General features: G+C 33.3%; 16 protein-coding genes. 7 read left to right on the top strand and 9 right to left on the bottom strand.

Features of this window, described 5'->3' with window-relative positions:
* Positions 1–17: 17 nt before the first annotated feature.
* From gldG to DMZ43_RS08395, 3 genes are all read right to left on the bottom strand, one after another.
* On the bottom strand, positions 18–2,408 hold the full coding sequence (gene gldG, locus DMZ43_RS08405; protein ID WP_131507406.1) for a gliding motility-associated ABC transporter substrate-binding protein GldG: 2,391 nt from the start codon (positions 2,406–2,408) through the stop codon (positions 18–20).
* 105 nt (positions 2,409–2,513) lie between these two features.
* Positions 2,514–2,810: a putative quinol monooxygenase gene (locus DMZ43_RS08400; protein WP_131507404.1), complete on the bottom strand. Its 297-nt coding sequence runs from the start codon at positions 2,808–2,810 to the stop codon at positions 2,514–2,516.
* A 2-nt stretch (positions 2,811–2,812) separates the two neighbouring features.
* Positions 2,813–3,649, bottom strand: a complete 837-nt coding sequence (locus DMZ43_RS08395) for an S-adenosyl-l-methionine hydroxide adenosyltransferase family protein (protein ID WP_131507402.1) — start codon at positions 3,647–3,649, stop codon at positions 2,813–2,815.
* Positions 3,650–3,759: 110 nt separating this feature from the next.
* Here DMZ43_RS08395 and DMZ43_RS08390 point away from each other — a divergent pair, with 110 nt between their 5' ends.
* Entirely contained in the window at positions 3,760–4,713 is a 954-nt protein-coding gene (locus DMZ43_RS08390) for a PhoH family protein (protein WP_131507400.1), read from the top strand.
* An 88-nt stretch (positions 4,714–4,801) separates the two neighbouring features.
* Positions 4,802–5,752, top strand: a complete 951-nt coding sequence (locus DMZ43_RS08385) for a phosphoribosylaminoimidazolesuccinocarboxamide synthase (RefSeq protein ID WP_131507398.1) — start codon at positions 4,802–4,804, stop codon at positions 5,750–5,752.
* Here the strand turns inward: DMZ43_RS08385 and DMZ43_RS08380 are convergent.
* From DMZ43_RS08380 to DMZ43_RS08365, 4 genes are all read right to left on the bottom strand, one after another.
* Positions 5,744–6,208 (bottom strand): DUF1572 family protein, encoded by a 465-nt coding sequence (locus tag DMZ43_RS08380; protein WP_131507396.1) that lies wholly within the window; start codon positions 6,206–6,208, stop codon positions 5,744–5,746. The genes DMZ43_RS08385 and DMZ43_RS08380 overlap by 9 nt on opposite strands.
* Position 6,209: 1 nt before the next feature.
* Positions 6,210–6,671, bottom strand: a complete 462-nt coding sequence (locus DMZ43_RS08375) for an SRPBCC domain-containing protein (protein WP_131507394.1) — start codon at positions 6,669–6,671, stop codon at positions 6,210–6,212.
* Between the two features lie 282 nt (positions 6,672–6,953).
* Positions 6,954–7,685 carry a T9SS type A sorting domain-containing protein gene (locus DMZ43_RS08370; protein ID WP_131507392.1) on the bottom strand — a complete coding sequence of 244 codons (732 nt, stop codon included), beginning with the start codon at positions 7,683–7,685 and terminating at the stop codon, positions 6,954–6,956.
* A 162-nt stretch (positions 7,686–7,847) separates the two neighbouring features.
* Positions 7,848–8,522 (bottom strand): T9SS type A sorting domain-containing protein, encoded by a 675-nt coding sequence (locus DMZ43_RS08365; RefSeq protein ID WP_131507390.1) that lies wholly within the window; start codon positions 8,520–8,522, stop codon positions 7,848–7,850.
* Between the two features lie 186 nt (positions 8,523–8,708).
* On the opposite strand from DMZ43_RS08365, the gene DMZ43_RS08360 reads away from it, so the two are divergent.
* Positions 8,709–10,091 (top strand): sodium:alanine symporter family protein, encoded by a 1,383-nt coding sequence (locus DMZ43_RS08360; RefSeq protein ID WP_131507388.1) that lies wholly within the window; start codon positions 8,709–8,711, stop codon positions 10,089–10,091.
* Positions 10,092–10,096: 5 nt separating this feature from the next.
* On the opposite strand, the gene DMZ43_RS08355 is transcribed toward DMZ43_RS08360, so the two are convergent.
* Positions 10,097–10,990 (bottom strand): AraC family transcriptional regulator, encoded by an 894-nt coding sequence (locus DMZ43_RS08355; protein WP_129760706.1) that lies wholly within the window; start codon positions 10,988–10,990, stop codon positions 10,097–10,099.
* Between the two features lie 181 nt (positions 10,991–11,171).
* On the opposite strand from DMZ43_RS08355, the gene DMZ43_RS08350 reads away from it, so the two are divergent.
* Both DMZ43_RS08350 and DMZ43_RS08345 read left to right on the top strand, forming a co-directional pair.
* Positions 11,172–11,426, top strand: coding sequence for a DUF4212 domain-containing protein (locus tag DMZ43_RS08350; protein WP_129760707.1), 255 nt, complete (start codon positions 11,172–11,174; stop codon positions 11,424–11,426).
* Positions 11,416–13,140 carry a sodium:solute symporter family protein gene (locus DMZ43_RS08345; RefSeq protein WP_131507386.1) on the top strand — a complete coding sequence of 575 codons (1,725 nt, stop codon included), beginning with the start codon at positions 11,416–11,418 and terminating at the stop codon, positions 13,138–13,140. The genes DMZ43_RS08350 and DMZ43_RS08345 overlap by 11 nt, the downstream gene beginning before the upstream one ends.
* A 2-nt stretch (positions 13,141–13,142) precedes the next feature.
* Here DMZ43_RS08345 and DMZ43_RS08340 read toward each other — a convergent pair whose 3' ends face one another.
* Positions 13,143–14,060, bottom strand: coding sequence for an AraC family transcriptional regulator (locus DMZ43_RS08340; protein WP_129760709.1), 918 nt, complete (start codon positions 14,058–14,060; stop codon positions 13,143–13,145).
* A gap of 228 nt (positions 14,061–14,288) precedes the next feature.
* Here DMZ43_RS08340 and DMZ43_RS08335 point away from each other — a divergent pair, with 228 nt between their 5' ends.
* Both DMZ43_RS08335 and DMZ43_RS08330 read left to right on the top strand, forming a co-directional pair.
* Complete coding sequence (locus DMZ43_RS08335) at positions 14,289–15,788, top strand: aldehyde dehydrogenase family protein (RefSeq protein ID WP_131507384.1); 1,500 nt, start codon at positions 14,289–14,291, stop codon at positions 15,786–15,788.
* A 65-nt stretch (positions 15,789–15,853) separates the two neighbouring features.
* Positions 15,854–16,219: a DUF779 domain-containing protein gene (locus DMZ43_RS08330; RefSeq protein ID WP_131507382.1), complete on the top strand. Its 366-nt coding sequence runs from the start codon at positions 15,854–15,856 to the stop codon at positions 16,217–16,219.
* Positions 16,220–16,222: the final 3 nt, after the last annotated feature.

Raw genomic sequence — 16,222 nt, 5'->3', positions numbered from 1 at the left:
TTTTGGGTCGCTTTTTTTTATGCGTATTTTTTTCGTCTTAAGTACTTAAAGACAAAACCAAAAATACCTAAAAGGAGCAGAGGTAAAGCAATATTTATAAACTGCCATTTTGTTTTTTGTGCTTCAATTTTTTTGGAATCTAAGAAAGCTATAGCAACTTCTTTTGTTCTAATATCTATAAGTTTATTGTCGTCTAAAAGGTAGTTAACAGCATTTTCTAAAAACTCCTTGTTTCCAAAACTTTCACCTGTCCAACGATCAAAACCTAATTGTTGCGGCTTGTTTCTTACTACATCATTTTTAATAACGTCACCATCAGCAATGACAATAATTTTAGTAGCATCACTCTTTGTTCTATCATTAGAAAGATTAAAAGGCTTTACTCTATTGTTATAAACCGATGTAAATTCACCTTCTAATAAAATAGCAAGTGGTTGTAATCCTTTAGTATATGTTTTTGGGTCAGGTTCTTGGGTAACAATATCTAAACTTATTTCTCTTGGTACACCATCTAGCTTGGTTAGTTGAGAGCTACGTAATAAAACAGTTTTTGAAACATCATCGTTTTTTAAAGTATCTATTTGACTTGCAAAATCAAACTTTACCAAGTTTAAGTTGTTGGTTATTGCATGATTTGGATTACTAGCTGCTAATGGCGAATATTGCCATTGTATTGGTTGAAACTGAGCGTCACTACCTTCTCCAATAGCAAGAGTTATTGGAGCAGAATACATGTCGTTAACTAACACAGGATTGATGCGAACACCATATTTAAAGAAAAAGTCATTTAGATTCAAATCTCTAATAACAGCAATAGCTCTTCCTGAGTCGTTTAGCAAACTGTCTTTGTCCATAATAACCGATTCGGTAAGCCAAAGACTTTTTCCGCCATTCATAGTATATTGGTCTAAGACATATTTTTCTTCTTCAGTAAAAGGAATAGTTGGTTTTGCAGCTATTACTAAATCAAAATCTTTTAATTGCTCTAAGGTTTTTTGCGGATGGCTAGCAACACTATCCATAGTAAAAGGAGCAATGTTGTAATGCTCTTTAATGCTTGTTAAAAAATCAGCAATATATATGTCATTTAGCTCGCCATTACCTTTTAAAATGGCTATTTTCTTAGATTTTTCAGTGGTTAGTTTTTTAAATCCTTCAGCAAAAGCATATTCTAAATGTTGCACGGAATTGTTGATGCGTTCTTGGTCAGTAACTCCAATGCTGTTTTTTATTAATGGGATTTTTACGGTCTGCTCGTTGTAACTAGCCAAAGCCCATGGGAAAATTAATTCCTGAGACGATTTTCCATTTTCTTTTACGGTAAGTTGAAAGGGTTGTAAACCACGTTGTACTAATTGCTGAATGTTTTGGTCTCGAGTTGTTTCATTCTCAATAGGATTAATAAAACTAAATTTAATGTTGTTATTTTGAAGCGCAAACTCTTCCAATAACTGCTTGGTTTCGGTTTTAAGACGTCTAAATTCCGAAGGGAAATCGCCTTCTAAAAAAACATCGATAATTAAAGGAGAATCTACATTTTCAACAGTGTTGAGTGCTGCTTTTGATAACGTATAACGTTGGTCTTGTGTTAAGTCGAAACGCTTATAAATTGACTGCGTAAAGAGGTTTAAAACTAATAATCCTAAAGGTAATACTAATAGATGTAACCATTCTTTTTTATCAATGGCTTTTGTGCCAATTCGTCTAGCAGTTATGAGTACAAACAATACAATAATACTTACAAAATACAGTAAATCTCTAGTATCAATAACACCTCTGCTAATGCTCTTGTAATGGTCGTCCATTCCTAATTTTTCAAGGCGAAAAGCATCACCAAAAAGATTAAAATTAGCTAAACCTTCAAACCCAAAATAAAAGAAGAAGCAAATAAACACAGCAATAATAAAAGCTACAATTTGGTTGTATGAGAGTGTTGAAGAAAATACACCTATAGCTGTGTAGGCAGCAGCCATAAGTAATAAACCAAAATAAGAACCTGTAATACTCCCTAAATCTAGATTTCCTTCTGGGCTTCCAAGTTTGTATATACTATACACGTATAATAGTGTTGGTAACAAGGCAATAAGTATTAAAACCAGTGCACCAACGTATTTGCCTAAAACAATTTGTAAATGACTTACAGGTTTAGTGAGTAGAAGTTCAAGTGTTCCTTGTTTTTTTTCATCACTAAAGCTACGCATAGTTACTGCAGGAACAAGAAAAATAAGTATCCAAGGTGCTAAAGTGAAAAAACTATTGAGGTCAGCAAATCCATTATCTAAAATGTTGAATTCACCTTTAAAGAGCCATAAAAACAATCCGTTGAGTAATAAAAAAATAGCGATAACCAAGTAACCAACTGGTGATGCAAAAAATGAGGTAATTTCTTTTTTTAGAATTGCTAGCATTATCTTAGTTGAAAAGTTTAAAGTGGAAAGTTAAAAGTTTATTAGTAAATCACGAATTTTTTAGTTCTGTTTCTGTGATGAATTAATTGGTAATTTCAAATTTTATCAATCTAAACTTGCCAATTTATCCACACTCCAAGCTTCAGGTTTTGCATTAAAAAGAGGTTTGGTTTTACTCCAAATACCTTTAAATAAACTCGATTGTCGGTAGCGCTCTAAGTCGGCTTCGGTATTCCAATAACTATACGTAAAAAATACGTTTGTATTGTGCTTGTCTCTGTAAAGTTCTAAAAACTCACAGCCATCAAAAGCTCTAATATTGTGTTTGCTTAATTCAAAGTTCGATAAGAATTCATCAATGTGTTTTGGCTCAAAGCTCATTTTTACAATTCGTACAAACATATTTAAGTTTTTGAAAAGTTAACCGTTACAGTATCTCGCATGCTTAATCCCATAAGTGTAGAGGCACTACCAACAGTAGTAGGATTACTTCTATAAACCGCAATTTCTAAATAACCTGAAGAGTTAAAAACAACCAATCCTTTTCCTTCATCATAGCGTTTATCTTCAGGAGTGTCAAAATTTACAACATCGCTATATCTGTTCAATATTTCTTTAAACTTGTAGTTACGAGCAGAAATTTCAAAGGCACGAGTTTTTTGTATAGATTCAAAAAATTTGCGTCTTATATTGGTAACTACGTTGCCATAATTATCAATGTAAATAACACTACCAATAATCTGGTTTTTTTCATCATTTACAAAAGGCACTAAATCTCTAATAGGCTTAATTGTGTTAATAACTTTTCCAATCACTTCAAGCGTTCCTCCTCTGGCAATATGGCAAGCTACTTTAACAAACACATCCAAAACAGGAAAATTGGTTTCAATTTTATCATGGATATTAATCTCCACAATTTTTTCAGGAGCAATTTCGGCACATATCATACTCATTATTCCATTGTTGGCACATATAAAGTAATGGTCGTCTAGTTTTACTGAAATGTGCTTGTTTTCAGGGTTTAACTCAGAGTCGATACCTATAAGGTGAATAGTTCCCTTAGGAAAACTGCTGTATGCATTTTGAATAATGTAAGCCGCTTCAGGAACATTAAAAGGAGAAACCGAATGCGAGATATCAACAATTCTTACATCAGGAAGCTCACTGTAAATTGCACCTTTAATAGCTCCTGCAAAGTGGTCTTTTTCGCCAAAATCAGTTGTTAATGTGATTATTGCCATGTAATAATTGTTGATATTTTTTTAATCTAACCTCGCTTAAAATTGTGTAGATTTGTTACTACACAAAACTAATAAAACAAAACAGATTAATTTATTAAATCAGGTACCTTTTGAATGAACTTATAATTGAATTAGAAGAAATAACTCCTAAAGAGTTTTTTGGAGCTCAAAACGTTAATATCGAACTTCTAAAAGAATACTTCCCAAAATTAAAAATTGTAGCTAGAGGAAATAAAATTAAGGCATATGGTGACGAAGACTTGCTTGAAGAGTTTGACCGTCGTATGACCATGTTAATGACTCATTTTGCTAAGTACAATAAGTTGGACGAAAATGTTATTGAGCGAGTACTTACCAGTCAAAGTAGTGACGATTATACAACGTCTGAACAAAGTGGAGAAACCATTGTTCATGGTGTTGGAGGAAGAATTATAAAAGCGCAAACTCTAAACCAGAGGAAGCTTGTTGAAAGCATGCGTAAAAATGATATGGTATTTGCCATTGGTCCTGCAGGAACAGGTAAAACCTATACAGGAGTTGCTCTAGCGGTTCAGGCATTAAAAAATAAAGAGGTAAAACGTATTATTTTAACAAGACCTGCTGTTGAGGCTGGTGAAAATCTTGGATTTCTTCCAGGTGATTTAAAAGAAAAATTAGACCCTTATATGCAACCGTTGTATGATGCGTTACGTGATATGATTCCTGCAGAAAAACTGGCTAGTTTTATAGAAAACGGAACGATACAAATTGCTCCTTTAGCCTTTATGCGTGGACGTACTTTGGATAATGCATTTGTGATTTTAGACGAAGGTCAAAACACTACTCATGCGCAAATGAAGATGTTTTTAACACGTATGGGGAAAAATGCTAAGTTTTTACTAACTGGTGACCCTGGACAAATCGATTTACCACGTCGTACCATTTCAGGACTTAAAGAAGCCTTGTTAATTCTTAAAAATGTAGAAGGCGTAGGTATTATATTTTTAGACGATAAAGATGTTATTCGCCATAAGCTGGTAAAAAAGATTATAGCAGCATACAAGAGCATAGAAAATAGAGAATAAATTAAGTTGGTAGTTTTTTAGTCGCAGCCAACAAAAAATTAAATAGAGTTATCATTATATCGTATGTAATGATGATAAATTAAAGCAAATGTCACACAACACAATAATAGATACCAATTTTAATTTTCCTAATCAAAAAAGTGTATACAAAGGAAAGGTTAGAGAAGTTTATAATATTAACGACGAGCAGTTAGTAATGATTGCAACCGATAGGTTAAGCGCCTTTGATGTGGTGATGCCTAAAGGTATTCCTTATAAAGGACAAATTTTAAATCAGATTGCAACCAATATGATGAAAGCTACTGAAGATTTGGTTCCTAATTGGCTAACAGCTACTCCTGATCCAAATGTTGCTGTAGGTCATTTGTGCGATCCTTTTAAGGTTGAAATGGTTATTCGTGGTTATATGTCTGGTCATGCAGCACGTGAGTACAAAGCTGGAAAACGACTGTTGTGTGGTGTGCCAATGCCTGAAGGGATGAAAGAAAATGATGCATTTCCTGAACCTATAATTACACCAGCTACAAAAGCTGAAATGGGAGATCATGACGAAGATATTTCTAGAGAAGACATTTTAAAACGCGGAATTGTATCAGAAGAAGACTACCTAGTACTTGAAGATTATACACGTAAGCTTTTTAAAAGAGGTTCTGAAATTGCTGCTGAAAGAGGATTAATTTTAGTAGATACCAAATACGAATTTGGAAAAACCAAAGACGGAAAGATTGTATTGATTGACGAGATCCACACTCCAGATTCTTCACGATATTTTTATGCTGACGGTTATCAAGAACGTCAGGATAGAGGAGAAGCCCAAAAGCAATTATCAAAAGAGTTTGTACGCCAATGGTTAATTGCAAACAATTTTCAAGGTTTAGAAGGTCAAACCGTTCCTGAAATGAGTGATGAGTACATTACAAGTGTTTCAGAACGCTACATAGAACTTTACGAAAACATTACAGGAGAACCTTTTGTAAAAGCTGATGTAAGTAATATACAAGAGCGTATTCAAACTAATGTATTGGCTTATTTAGGCTAATAGTTTTTTTAACAATACTATTTGTCCAAGGTGATAGTAACTATGTTCTATCATAGCATCAATATTACGTTGGTAAGTTCCATATTTTTCATCTATAAAATTTTGGTTAAGCTTACTGTTAGGTAATTTTTCAATTAGTTCGATAAGACCTTCGGTATCAGTCCAAAATTTATTTAAAAAAGCATTCCATTGCTCTTGTGATTCTATTGGAGGAAAATCAAAACTGTATTGATCACGTATTTCTAGCGTACCACTTTCAAAAGCATGTTTTACACCAGCAATGTAGTAATGGATGTGTTGTGCTAACACAGCAATAGTGTTGCGCGATTTTACTTTGGCAATAGCAACAGTCCAATCTAAAGCTTCTAGCTGGTGTTTGTAATTTGTGTTAGCTATCCAAGTTCCATTTAAAATAACTTCGCGTAAACGATTAGCGAGTTGTTGTGTTGAATTCATTTTATTGGTTTTCTGAAATCTCTTTCAGTTTGTTTAGTGCTTTAGGCCAAGTGTTATTAAAATAATCTGCGTAATTATCATCAGTATCCAATTCAACTTCTACTGTAGTGACACCATTGTTTTCTGTTAGCGAATAGTTTTCGAGGCTTCCAGCCCATTTTTCAACTTGCTCACCAGAAGTGATTTCATGATCACCATCAAGAATTCCATAATGACGAATAGACACGAATTTTGATGGGATATTTTCAGCAATTTCTGAAATCATTCCACCTTTTTTTCCGTTTTCATCAGTTCCAACAAAATACATTTTTTCACCTTTGTTCCAACTGCCTTCATATGTAGAGGTTGGATTAAATTCAGCTGTCCACTGCTCATAAGTATTTTTATTGTTAAGCCCTAACATAGTTTCGTATACCTTTTGCGAAGAGGCATTTACTTGTGTGCTAAATTTTATTTTTTTCATGGTTTTAGTGTTTTAAAACTATAGTGTTTTATGGGTATGCCCTTTGATTTAATGAGTTTAAAAGCTCTGAGTTAAATGAGCTACAAAAGCATTTATGCTTTAAGGTGCTTTTAAACTTAATATAATCACTTACAGCTCTACTAATATATATGTTTTTGGTGAAAATTTGCTGGTTGTTATTGGGTTTTGTGTTACGTTAAAATACAAAAGCTGCCTTATAAAAACAATGGCTACATAGTTTTTGAACCTTGTAGCCATTGAAGTTATAATTTTTATTACCAGTTAGTCTTTTATGAATTTAAACGTATATCCATTATCAGTCTTTAAGAAATAGATTCCATTGTTTAAATTTTGAATGTCTATTTTGTTAGTGTTTAATAGTGTACCATTCATTACTTCAGCTCCTAGATTATTAAAGATACTATAGTTGCTTATTTCTGTTAAGCCTTTAATATGAATAAAACTTGAAGAAGGGTTAGGGTAAACAACTTTATCATTAAGGCTAAAGTCGCTTGTGCTTAATGTTGCAGCAGAAAATACGATATCATCAAGACCAAATGAATCATTACCAAGGCTACTAGTTATAGTAAAAGAATTAACGTTTGTCCAATTTACAGTTACAGCTGATCCTGTTTCGTATATCAAGTCTTGATTAATACTTGAGTTGCTTCCACCTGAAGGTGTAAAGGTCCAAGTGCGAGTTCCAGAATAATCATAAAGAGCAAAAGCATAAATCGAAGTTATATCAACTGGAGAGCTAAAACTTACAGTTGCAGAATCACCTGAATCTGTTTGATAGGTAAATACAACAACACCTGAAGTGCCAGAGAAGCCATTACCATATAAGGCCGTTGCATCAGTATTTGAATAAGATGAAGAAAATGTAGCTGTAATACCAGCTACTGTTTGAGCAACTCCAGTATCAGCAAGTTCAACCGTTTCCCAGTCAAAAACTTGTGAGAATGATAATGTACTGATTAATGTAAATAGTAAGGCAGAGTAAATGTGTTTCATGCTTTTAATTTAAGTTATAGGGATTTTAAAAAGTTAAAAAATAAGTTGGCTATTAAGTAAGCCTGATGTAAAGTGATGTTAATTATTAACACCTATTTCTCAAACAAAACCTTTCGGTCTATGTATAAGAAACAGGTGTGTGCTATTATAAGTTGCTAGTAGTTATTCTTTTATAAACTTAAATGTAGTGCCGTTTTCTAATTTTAATAAGTAGATTCCGTTATTTAAGTTTTGAATATTTAGTTTTTCTTTATTTGATATTTTACCATTTTTAAGGTTCATACCAACAAGATTATAAATATTAAAAGTTGTAGTATTTGTCAAGCCATCAACAACAATATAGTTGCTTGAAGGATTAGGATATAAACTCACATTACTAATTAAAGCAACTTCGTCATTCCCTAATGTATTACCCTGTACGCTTCCTGTTAAAGTAGTAATAGTTTCTGGGCAATAACCTTCAGCGTCAACCCAGCTACCTAAGGTTAAATCTGGAGGGTTAGGTAAAGAAGGTGTAGTGTTGTAATACATCACTGCAGTAGTATAATCAGGAGTGTTTAGTGGTCCATCATTGTCTAGCTGAATTTCCCATCTGTCAAGGGATGTGTTCCATATAATTCTTAATTCACAAACACCTGCAGGGCAACTTTGGGCAAAGTCACTAGGTTGTGTTTCATAAGTGTTTCTAATGTCTCCAGAATCATCAGTAGTACCTGTATTGGATAGATAAAAATCTTGGTCTCCTAATATTCCTGTACAGCCCTTAAAAGTAATTTGCGAACTTACATGAATAGTACATGTTAGAATAACAAAAAAAGTTAGGTAAAGTTTTGTCATAATATAAAATTTGGGGTTAATATTTAATAAATCAAAACTATTTATTTTATGTGAATAATGAAGAAAAAAATGAGTTTTTTCTTTGAATGGCTATGGTTTTATTCTCTTTTAAAGTTGAAGTTTGTAAATCATAAATATTACCTATTCAAAGTAAATTATTACTTTTAGTACTGTTTAAAACACTTCATGGAACAACTCAATCAATTTATTTCAGATTTTGCTTCATATGCTTGGGGCTTACCATTGCTTATTTTGTTAATTGGAGGTGGTTTGTACTTACTCATTTTATCAAGGTTTTTGCCTTTTCGGTTGTTTGGTCATGCTTTAAGTGTACTTAGAGGTAAATATGATAATCCTGATGATCCTGGAGAAATTACACATTTTCAAGCACTCACTACAGCATTGTCTTCCACAATTGGAATGGGGAATATTGCTGGTGTTGCTGTTGCAATATCTATTGGAGGTCCTGGAGCAGTGTTTTGGATGTGGGTGAGTGCTATTATTGGTATGTCAACAAAATTCTTCACTGCTGCTTTAGCGATTATGTATCGTGGTAAAGACAGTCAAGGCAATTTACAAGGTGGACCAATGTATGTTATCGTTGAAGGTTTAGGCAAACATTGGAAACCCTTAGCAGTATTTTTTAGTTTTTGTGGTATGGTTGGTGCATTACCTGTGTTTAATGTTAATCAGCTTACGCAAGCTATTAATGATATATTGTTACAACCAAATGGAGTGGAGGTGAATACTACCTCAAACCTTGTTATAGGTGGCGTTTTGGTGTTTTTTACTGCTTTGGTAATTATTGGTGGATTAAATAGAATTAGTAAAACAGCTTCAAAGTTAGTACCTGCTATGGTGTTGTTGTATTTTGTAATGGTGCTTTCAATTTTAATTTTAAATGCGAGTGAAGTACCAAAATATTTCTCGCTTATTTTTACTGAAGCATTTACAGCTCATCACTATACAGGAGATACATTTTTAGGAGGTGTAGTTGGCGGACTTATACTTTTAGGAATACGTAGAGGTGCATTTTCTAACGAAGCTGGTATTGGTACTGCACCAATGGCTCATGGAGCAACTAAAACATCACAACCAGTTCGTGAAGGTTTAGTAGCTATGTTAGGTCCATTTATAGATACTATTATTGTATGTACACTTACTGCTTTAGCTATATTGGTTACTGGTGTTTGGAAAACCACCGATGCCAATGGAGTAAGCCTCACAGCTTTAGCTTTTGAACAAACATTTGCTTCAACAGGTAAATACATGTTGTTGTGTTGCATTATAGTTTTTAGTGTGTCATCTTTGTTTTCATATTCATATTATGGAACAAAATGTTTGTCGTTTTTAATTGGAGCTAAAAACAAAAATTACTACAACATAGTGTATATACTTAGTATTATAATGGGAACAACTACCTCACTAGCAATGATGATTAATTTAATTGATGGTTTCTTTGCTTTAATGGCATTTCCAACAATGATTTCTACGCTTATTTTAGCACCTAAAGTGGTTAAACAAATTAAAAGCTACACACAAACGCTAAAGACTTCTTCTGATAAATAAATGAATTATACTTGGTGTAATTCAGATGAAAAACGAGTGACTTTACTAAACTCGTTTCTGTAATTACTTGGTGTAATTTTTTTAATTTTTTTAAATATCCTGTTGAAGTTGGATATGTTATTAAATCCACAATTGTAACTAATTTCGCTAACGCTCATGTCAGTATTTATAAGCTGTTTAGTAGCATAAATTAAACGAACATCATTTACGTAGTTAATAAAAGTCTTTCCTGCTCGTTTTTTTATAAAACGATTAAAAGAGCTTGTGCTCATATTTACTAAACATGAAATCTCATCTAACGAAATTTTTTGGTGATAGTTATTATGTACAAAATCATGTACCAATTGTATTTTTTTACTGTTTTCATATTCGCTTATTTCAACATCGTTGTCAGTATTGAGTAGTCTATAGTCATCACTGTCAGCCAATGTTTGAAGTATTGAAAACAATTCAAAATAATCATTAATATTATTGTGTTCAGCTAAAGAGGTAAGCTGTTTTTCAAGTTTTAAAGCAGTTTCTGTTGAAAAATTTATGCCTTCCTTCGCCCTTAAGAACAATTGTTTAATGGCTTTAAACGCGTTTAGGTTCAGCAATTCATCAGTAAATAACCAATCATGAAACTGAATGGTTATCTCATCAACAGCATTACTTGTGCAGTTATGATGCTCCCAACCATGTTCTAGGTTTGAGCCTATAAGCGTCAATTCAATAGCGTCAATTTCTTCCATACTGTTACCAACAATACGTCGTATACCTTTACCATTTCTAATAAAATTAAGTTCGTACTCTGGGTGAAAGTGAATTGGAAAATCAAAACTTGGTTTGGTTCGATCAATAACTAAAAACACATCAAAGGGTTTTAGTTGGGTAATTTCTCTATGGATATTTTCGCACATGGTTCATTAAAAAAGCAGCCTTAATTTAGTAAAAATTAACCATTCCCAAAAACTAGTGCTTATTTTGATAGATTAATATTATGATTTGAAATTATTGTATAAGAATTAGTGAAAATGTTGATAGTTTAATAATTATTATTGGCTTTTATTTATAAATTGAAAATTAAAACAGTTTTTTATTATGAATAAACAAAACCCAGTAAAGTATTGGAAAGCCAATATTAAATACGTTTTAATCCTCTTAGCAATTTGGTTTCTGGTGTCTTATGGCGCAGGAATTTTATTTAAGGATGAATTAGATACCATACAATTAGGAGGCTTTAAACTTGGGTTTTGGTTTGCTCAACAAGGATCTATGTACGTGTTTGTCGTCCTTATTTTCGTTTATGTTAGATTAATGAATAAACTAGACAAAAAGTACGGATATGATGCATAATTTCTTTTTAAATGTAGATGTTCAAACATGGACCTACATACTCGTTGGTATTACATTTTCTTTATACATAGGTATTGCTATTTGGTCTAGAGCAGGTTCTACAAAAGACTTTTATGTTGCTGGTGGTGGCGTTTCTCCATTGGCAAACGGAATGGCAACAGCAGCCGACTGGATGAGTGCCGCATCATTTATTTCTATGGCAGGAATTATTTCTTTTAGTGGTTATGATGGTTCTGTGTATTTAATGGGTTGGACTGGTGGCTATGTGTTATTAGCACTTTTACTAGCACCTTATCTGCGTAAGTTTGGTAAGTTTACAGTACCTGATTTTATAGGTGATAGATATTATTCTAAAACTGCACGTATTGTTGCTGTATTTTGTGCTTTGCTTGTGTCGTTTACTTATGTGGCAGGACAAATGCGTGGCGTTGGTGTTGTGTTTTCTCGTTTTCTCGAAGTTGATATTGATACAGGTGTTATTATTGGAATGCTTATTGTTTTGTTTTACGCTGTTTTAGGTGGAATGAAAGGCATTACTTATACACAAGTAGCACAATACTGTGTACTTATTTTTGCATTTATGGTTCCTGCTATTTTTATTTCTATTCAAATGACAGGAAACCCAATTCCGCAACTAGGTTTTGGGGATACTTTAAGTGATGGTTCAGGAACTTATCTATTAGATAAATTAGATGGGTTAAGCACAGAACTCGGTTTTTCTGAATATACCAATGGCTCAAAATCTATGATTGATGTCTTTGCAATTACCTTGGCATTAATGGTAGGTACTGCAGGCTTACCTCATGTAATTGTTAGGTTTTTTACGGTAAAACGAGTTAAAGATGCTCGTAAATCGGCAGGTATTGCGTTGCTGCTCATTGTTATTTTATATACAACAGCACCTGCAGTTTCTGTTTTTGCTAGAACAAACTTAATTGAAACGGTTTCCAATCAACCGTATGCGACGGTTCCTGAATGGTTTAAAAAATGGGAAGCAACCGGACTTATTGCATTTACTGATAAAAATAACGACGGACTAATTCAATATGTAGCTGACGAATCTATAAACGAATTAACCGTTGATAGAGATATCATGGTGTTAGCAAATCCTGAAATAGCAAAACTGCCTAACTGGGTGATAGCTTTAGTTGCTGCTGGCGGACTAGCTGCAGCACTATCAACAGCAGCAGGTTTATTGTTAGTTATTTCAGCTTCTGTTTCTCATGATTTAGTTAAAAAGATTATCAAGCCTAATATTTCTGAAAAAGGCGAACTCATCGCTGCGCGTTTATCGGCTGTTGGAGCTGTTTGTGTTGCAGGCTATTTTGGGATTAATCCACCTGGTTTTGTAGCAGCTGTTGTAGCGCTTGCATTTGGGTTGGCAGCGGCATCCTTTTTTCCAGCTATTATTTTAGGAATCTTTTATAAAAGAATGAATAAAGAAGGTGCTATTGCAGGTATGATTGTTGGTATTACAGCTATGTTGTTATACATGATTAAGTACAAACTAGGTTGGTTTGACGATGTTGTTCCTGATAAAAGCGAATGGTGGTTTGGTATTTCTCCTGAAGGGTTTGGAGCAGTGGCTATGGTACTTAATTTTGTAGTGTCTATAGTTGTTATGAAATTTACAAAAGCACCACCAGCTGAAGTTCAAGAAATTGTAGAAAACATAAGAATACCAAGTGGAGCAGGCGAAGCTGTTCAGCATTAAAACTATTTACTGATAGAGTTTTTAAACTGCTGTGGCGTCATTAATTCCATTTTTTTAAACTGTCTGTTAAAGTAGCTGGTGTTATTAAACCCAGACTTAAACGCTATTTCAGACATGCGTAAATCTTTGGTTTCCTTAATAAGCTTTTTAGAAAATTTAATTTTTTCAGAATTGATATAATCTATAGGAGACACACCAAGTGTGTTTTTAAACTTCTTATGAAAATGCGACGCGCTCATACATGCTTTTTCAGCAAGTAAATCTACGGTAATATCTTTATTGGTAAGGTTTTGTTTAATGTATTTAATAACAAAACCTATACGCGTGTCGTTAAAAATACCATCAGTATCATTCAATAAAAAAGCTTTTGCTTTGGTTTGTAAAAGCCTAACAATAAGCTCTTGAATCATTAAATCCAATAAAACATCTTTTGACGAAGTAGTATTAGTAAAAGTATGTACCAAACGCTCAACTAAATGATTAACATCTACATTATTTATGAGGTGCGACGCGTTATCATCTAATTTCCAATTGTTGTTTTCACTCTCAATAGTTACATGATGATTAAACTTTTCAACCACTTCATCAATTTTATCACTATCTATTCCAAGCGCGAGACATTGCGTTGGGTCATTAGCTTTTGCCAAAGGAAAATCAATAATCATTTCTTTATTAGTTGGCATCACAACAGATTCGCCTGGAAAAAAATCAAAAGACGGTAAACCATCAATATGCATTATCTTTTTTCCGGTAAGCATGCTTGCAATTACAGGAAAATTGAAAGTTAACGATACCTTTTCGGCATATTCATGGGTTTCATAAATATTCAATTCGGCATAATCTGCATTATAGGTAGTACGATTCTCTACCAAAGTGGTGAGCTTTCTATGGCTTTTATGATGTCTTAATAAATGATTCATACTCAATATTACAAAAATTGAACAAGTCTATTTTAGTGTTGATAGATATGTTCAACAATTTAATAAATATGTTCAATAAAATCAGAATATCATAAAATAACTTTATAAAAATTATCAATAACCTAAATATATAGGCTTTAAATTGTTTAAATGTTAAAATTTTTAACAATTCATCATGATTGATAATTATCTGATTTTAAGCGAAATAATAATCTAAACTAAAAAAGTATGAGTTATTCAAAACCTAAGTTTAAAGAATCCTATGGAAATTTTATAAACGGAAAGTTTATAGAACCATTAGATGGTCAATATTTTGAAAACCGATCACCAATAGATAATAGTGTGATTGCGAAATATCCAAGATCTCAAAAAGAAGACGTAGAATTAGCACTAGATGCAGCAAATGCAGCAAAAGAAAGTTGGGGAAACACATCTGCAACAGAGCGTGCAACCTTATTAAATAAAGTAGCGGATATTATTGAAGCCAATTTAGAAGAGTTTGCATTGGTTGAAACCTGTGATAACGGTAAAGCTATTAGAGAAACGCTTAATGCCGATGTACCTTTATCTGCAGACCATTGGCGTTATTTTGCAGCGTGTATTCGTTCTGAAGAAGGTAGCGCAACCGAACTAGATGCCAATACCTTATCTATGAATATTAAAGAACCTCTTGGTGTTGTGGGACAAATTATTCCATGGAACTTTCCATTATTAATGTTATCATGGAAACTGCCTCCAGCATTAGCAACAGGTAACTGTGTGGTATTAAAACCAGCTGAACAAACGCCATCATCCGCTACGTTATTAATGGAAAAAATAGCTGACGTGTTTCCTCCAGGTGTAATAAACGTAGTACATGGTTTCGGACCAGAAGCAGGAAAACCTTTAGCATCAAGTTCAAAAGTAGATAAAGTCGCTTTTACAGGCGAAACAACTACAGGACAATTGATTATGCAATATGCGTCTAAAAACCTTAATCCAGTAACTATGGAGTTAGGTGGTAAGTCACCAAACATTTTCTTTAATAGTGTTATGGATGCTGATGATGCTTATTTAGACAAAGCTATAGAAGGTGCTGTATTGTTTGCTTTTAACCAAGGAGAAGTTTGTACATGTCCTTCGCGTTTATTAGTACAAGAAGATATTTATGATAAGTTTATGGAGCGTGTTATTGCGCGTACAAATGCTATTGTACAAGACAATCCGTATGATGTAAATACCATGATAGGAGCACAGGCTTCAAACGATCAGTATGAGAAAATTCAGTCTTATTTAGAGATAGGAAAAGAAGAAGGCGCTAAAGTATTATGTGGTGGAGAAGCCAATAAGTTGGATGGCGAACTTGCAAATGGGTTTTATATTAAGCCAACCATTTTAGAAGGTCATAACAAAATGCGTGTATTTCAAGAAGAAATTTTCGGACCTGTAGTGTGTGTGACTAAATTTAAAGATGAAGCTGAAGCTTTAGAGATTGCAAACGATACATTATACGGTTTAGGTGCTGGTGTTTGGACACGCGATGCACACCAATTATATCAAATACCTCGAGCTATTAAAGCAGGTCGTGTTTGGGTAAACTGTTACCATGCATATCCTGCTCACGCTCCATTTGGAGGTTATAAAAAGTCAGGATTTGGTAGAGAAAATCATGTGATGATGATGGATTACTATCGTCAAAACAAAAATATGCTTATTTCTTATGACAAGAATAAGTTAGGTTTCTTTTAAATTAGTTAGTTTTATTTAGAAACGAAGGCTGAATGTATGTTCAGCCTTTTTAATATATTTAGGGTATGCAAAGAGTAGCAATTACAGAAAAAGCTGCAGCAGTGGTTAATCAGCTTAAAGAAAAACATGGTGAACTTATTTTTCATCAAAGTGGTGGTTGTTGTGATGGTTCTGCACCAATGATTTTTGAAAAGGATGACATGTATCTTGATGAGAGTGATGTGTTTTTAGGTACGCTTCAAGGTGTTAATTTTTACATGAATCAAGACCAATTTGAATATTGGAAACACACACACTTAACCATAGATATTACCGAAGGTAGAGGCGCAAGCTTCTCTTTAGAAATCCCTTTAGGACTCCGGTTTATAATAAAGTCTAGATTACTAACACAAGAAGAAGAAAACTATTTTAATAAAACGAAAACAGAATAAATA

This window comes from Meridianimaribacter sp. CL38 (assembly GCF_004328055.1).
Lineage (GTDB): Bacteria > Bacteroidota > Bacteroidia > Flavobacteriales > Flavobacteriaceae > Gaetbulibacter_B > Gaetbulibacter_B jejuensis.
This window is presented reverse-complemented; position numbering and strand designations above follow the sequence as displayed.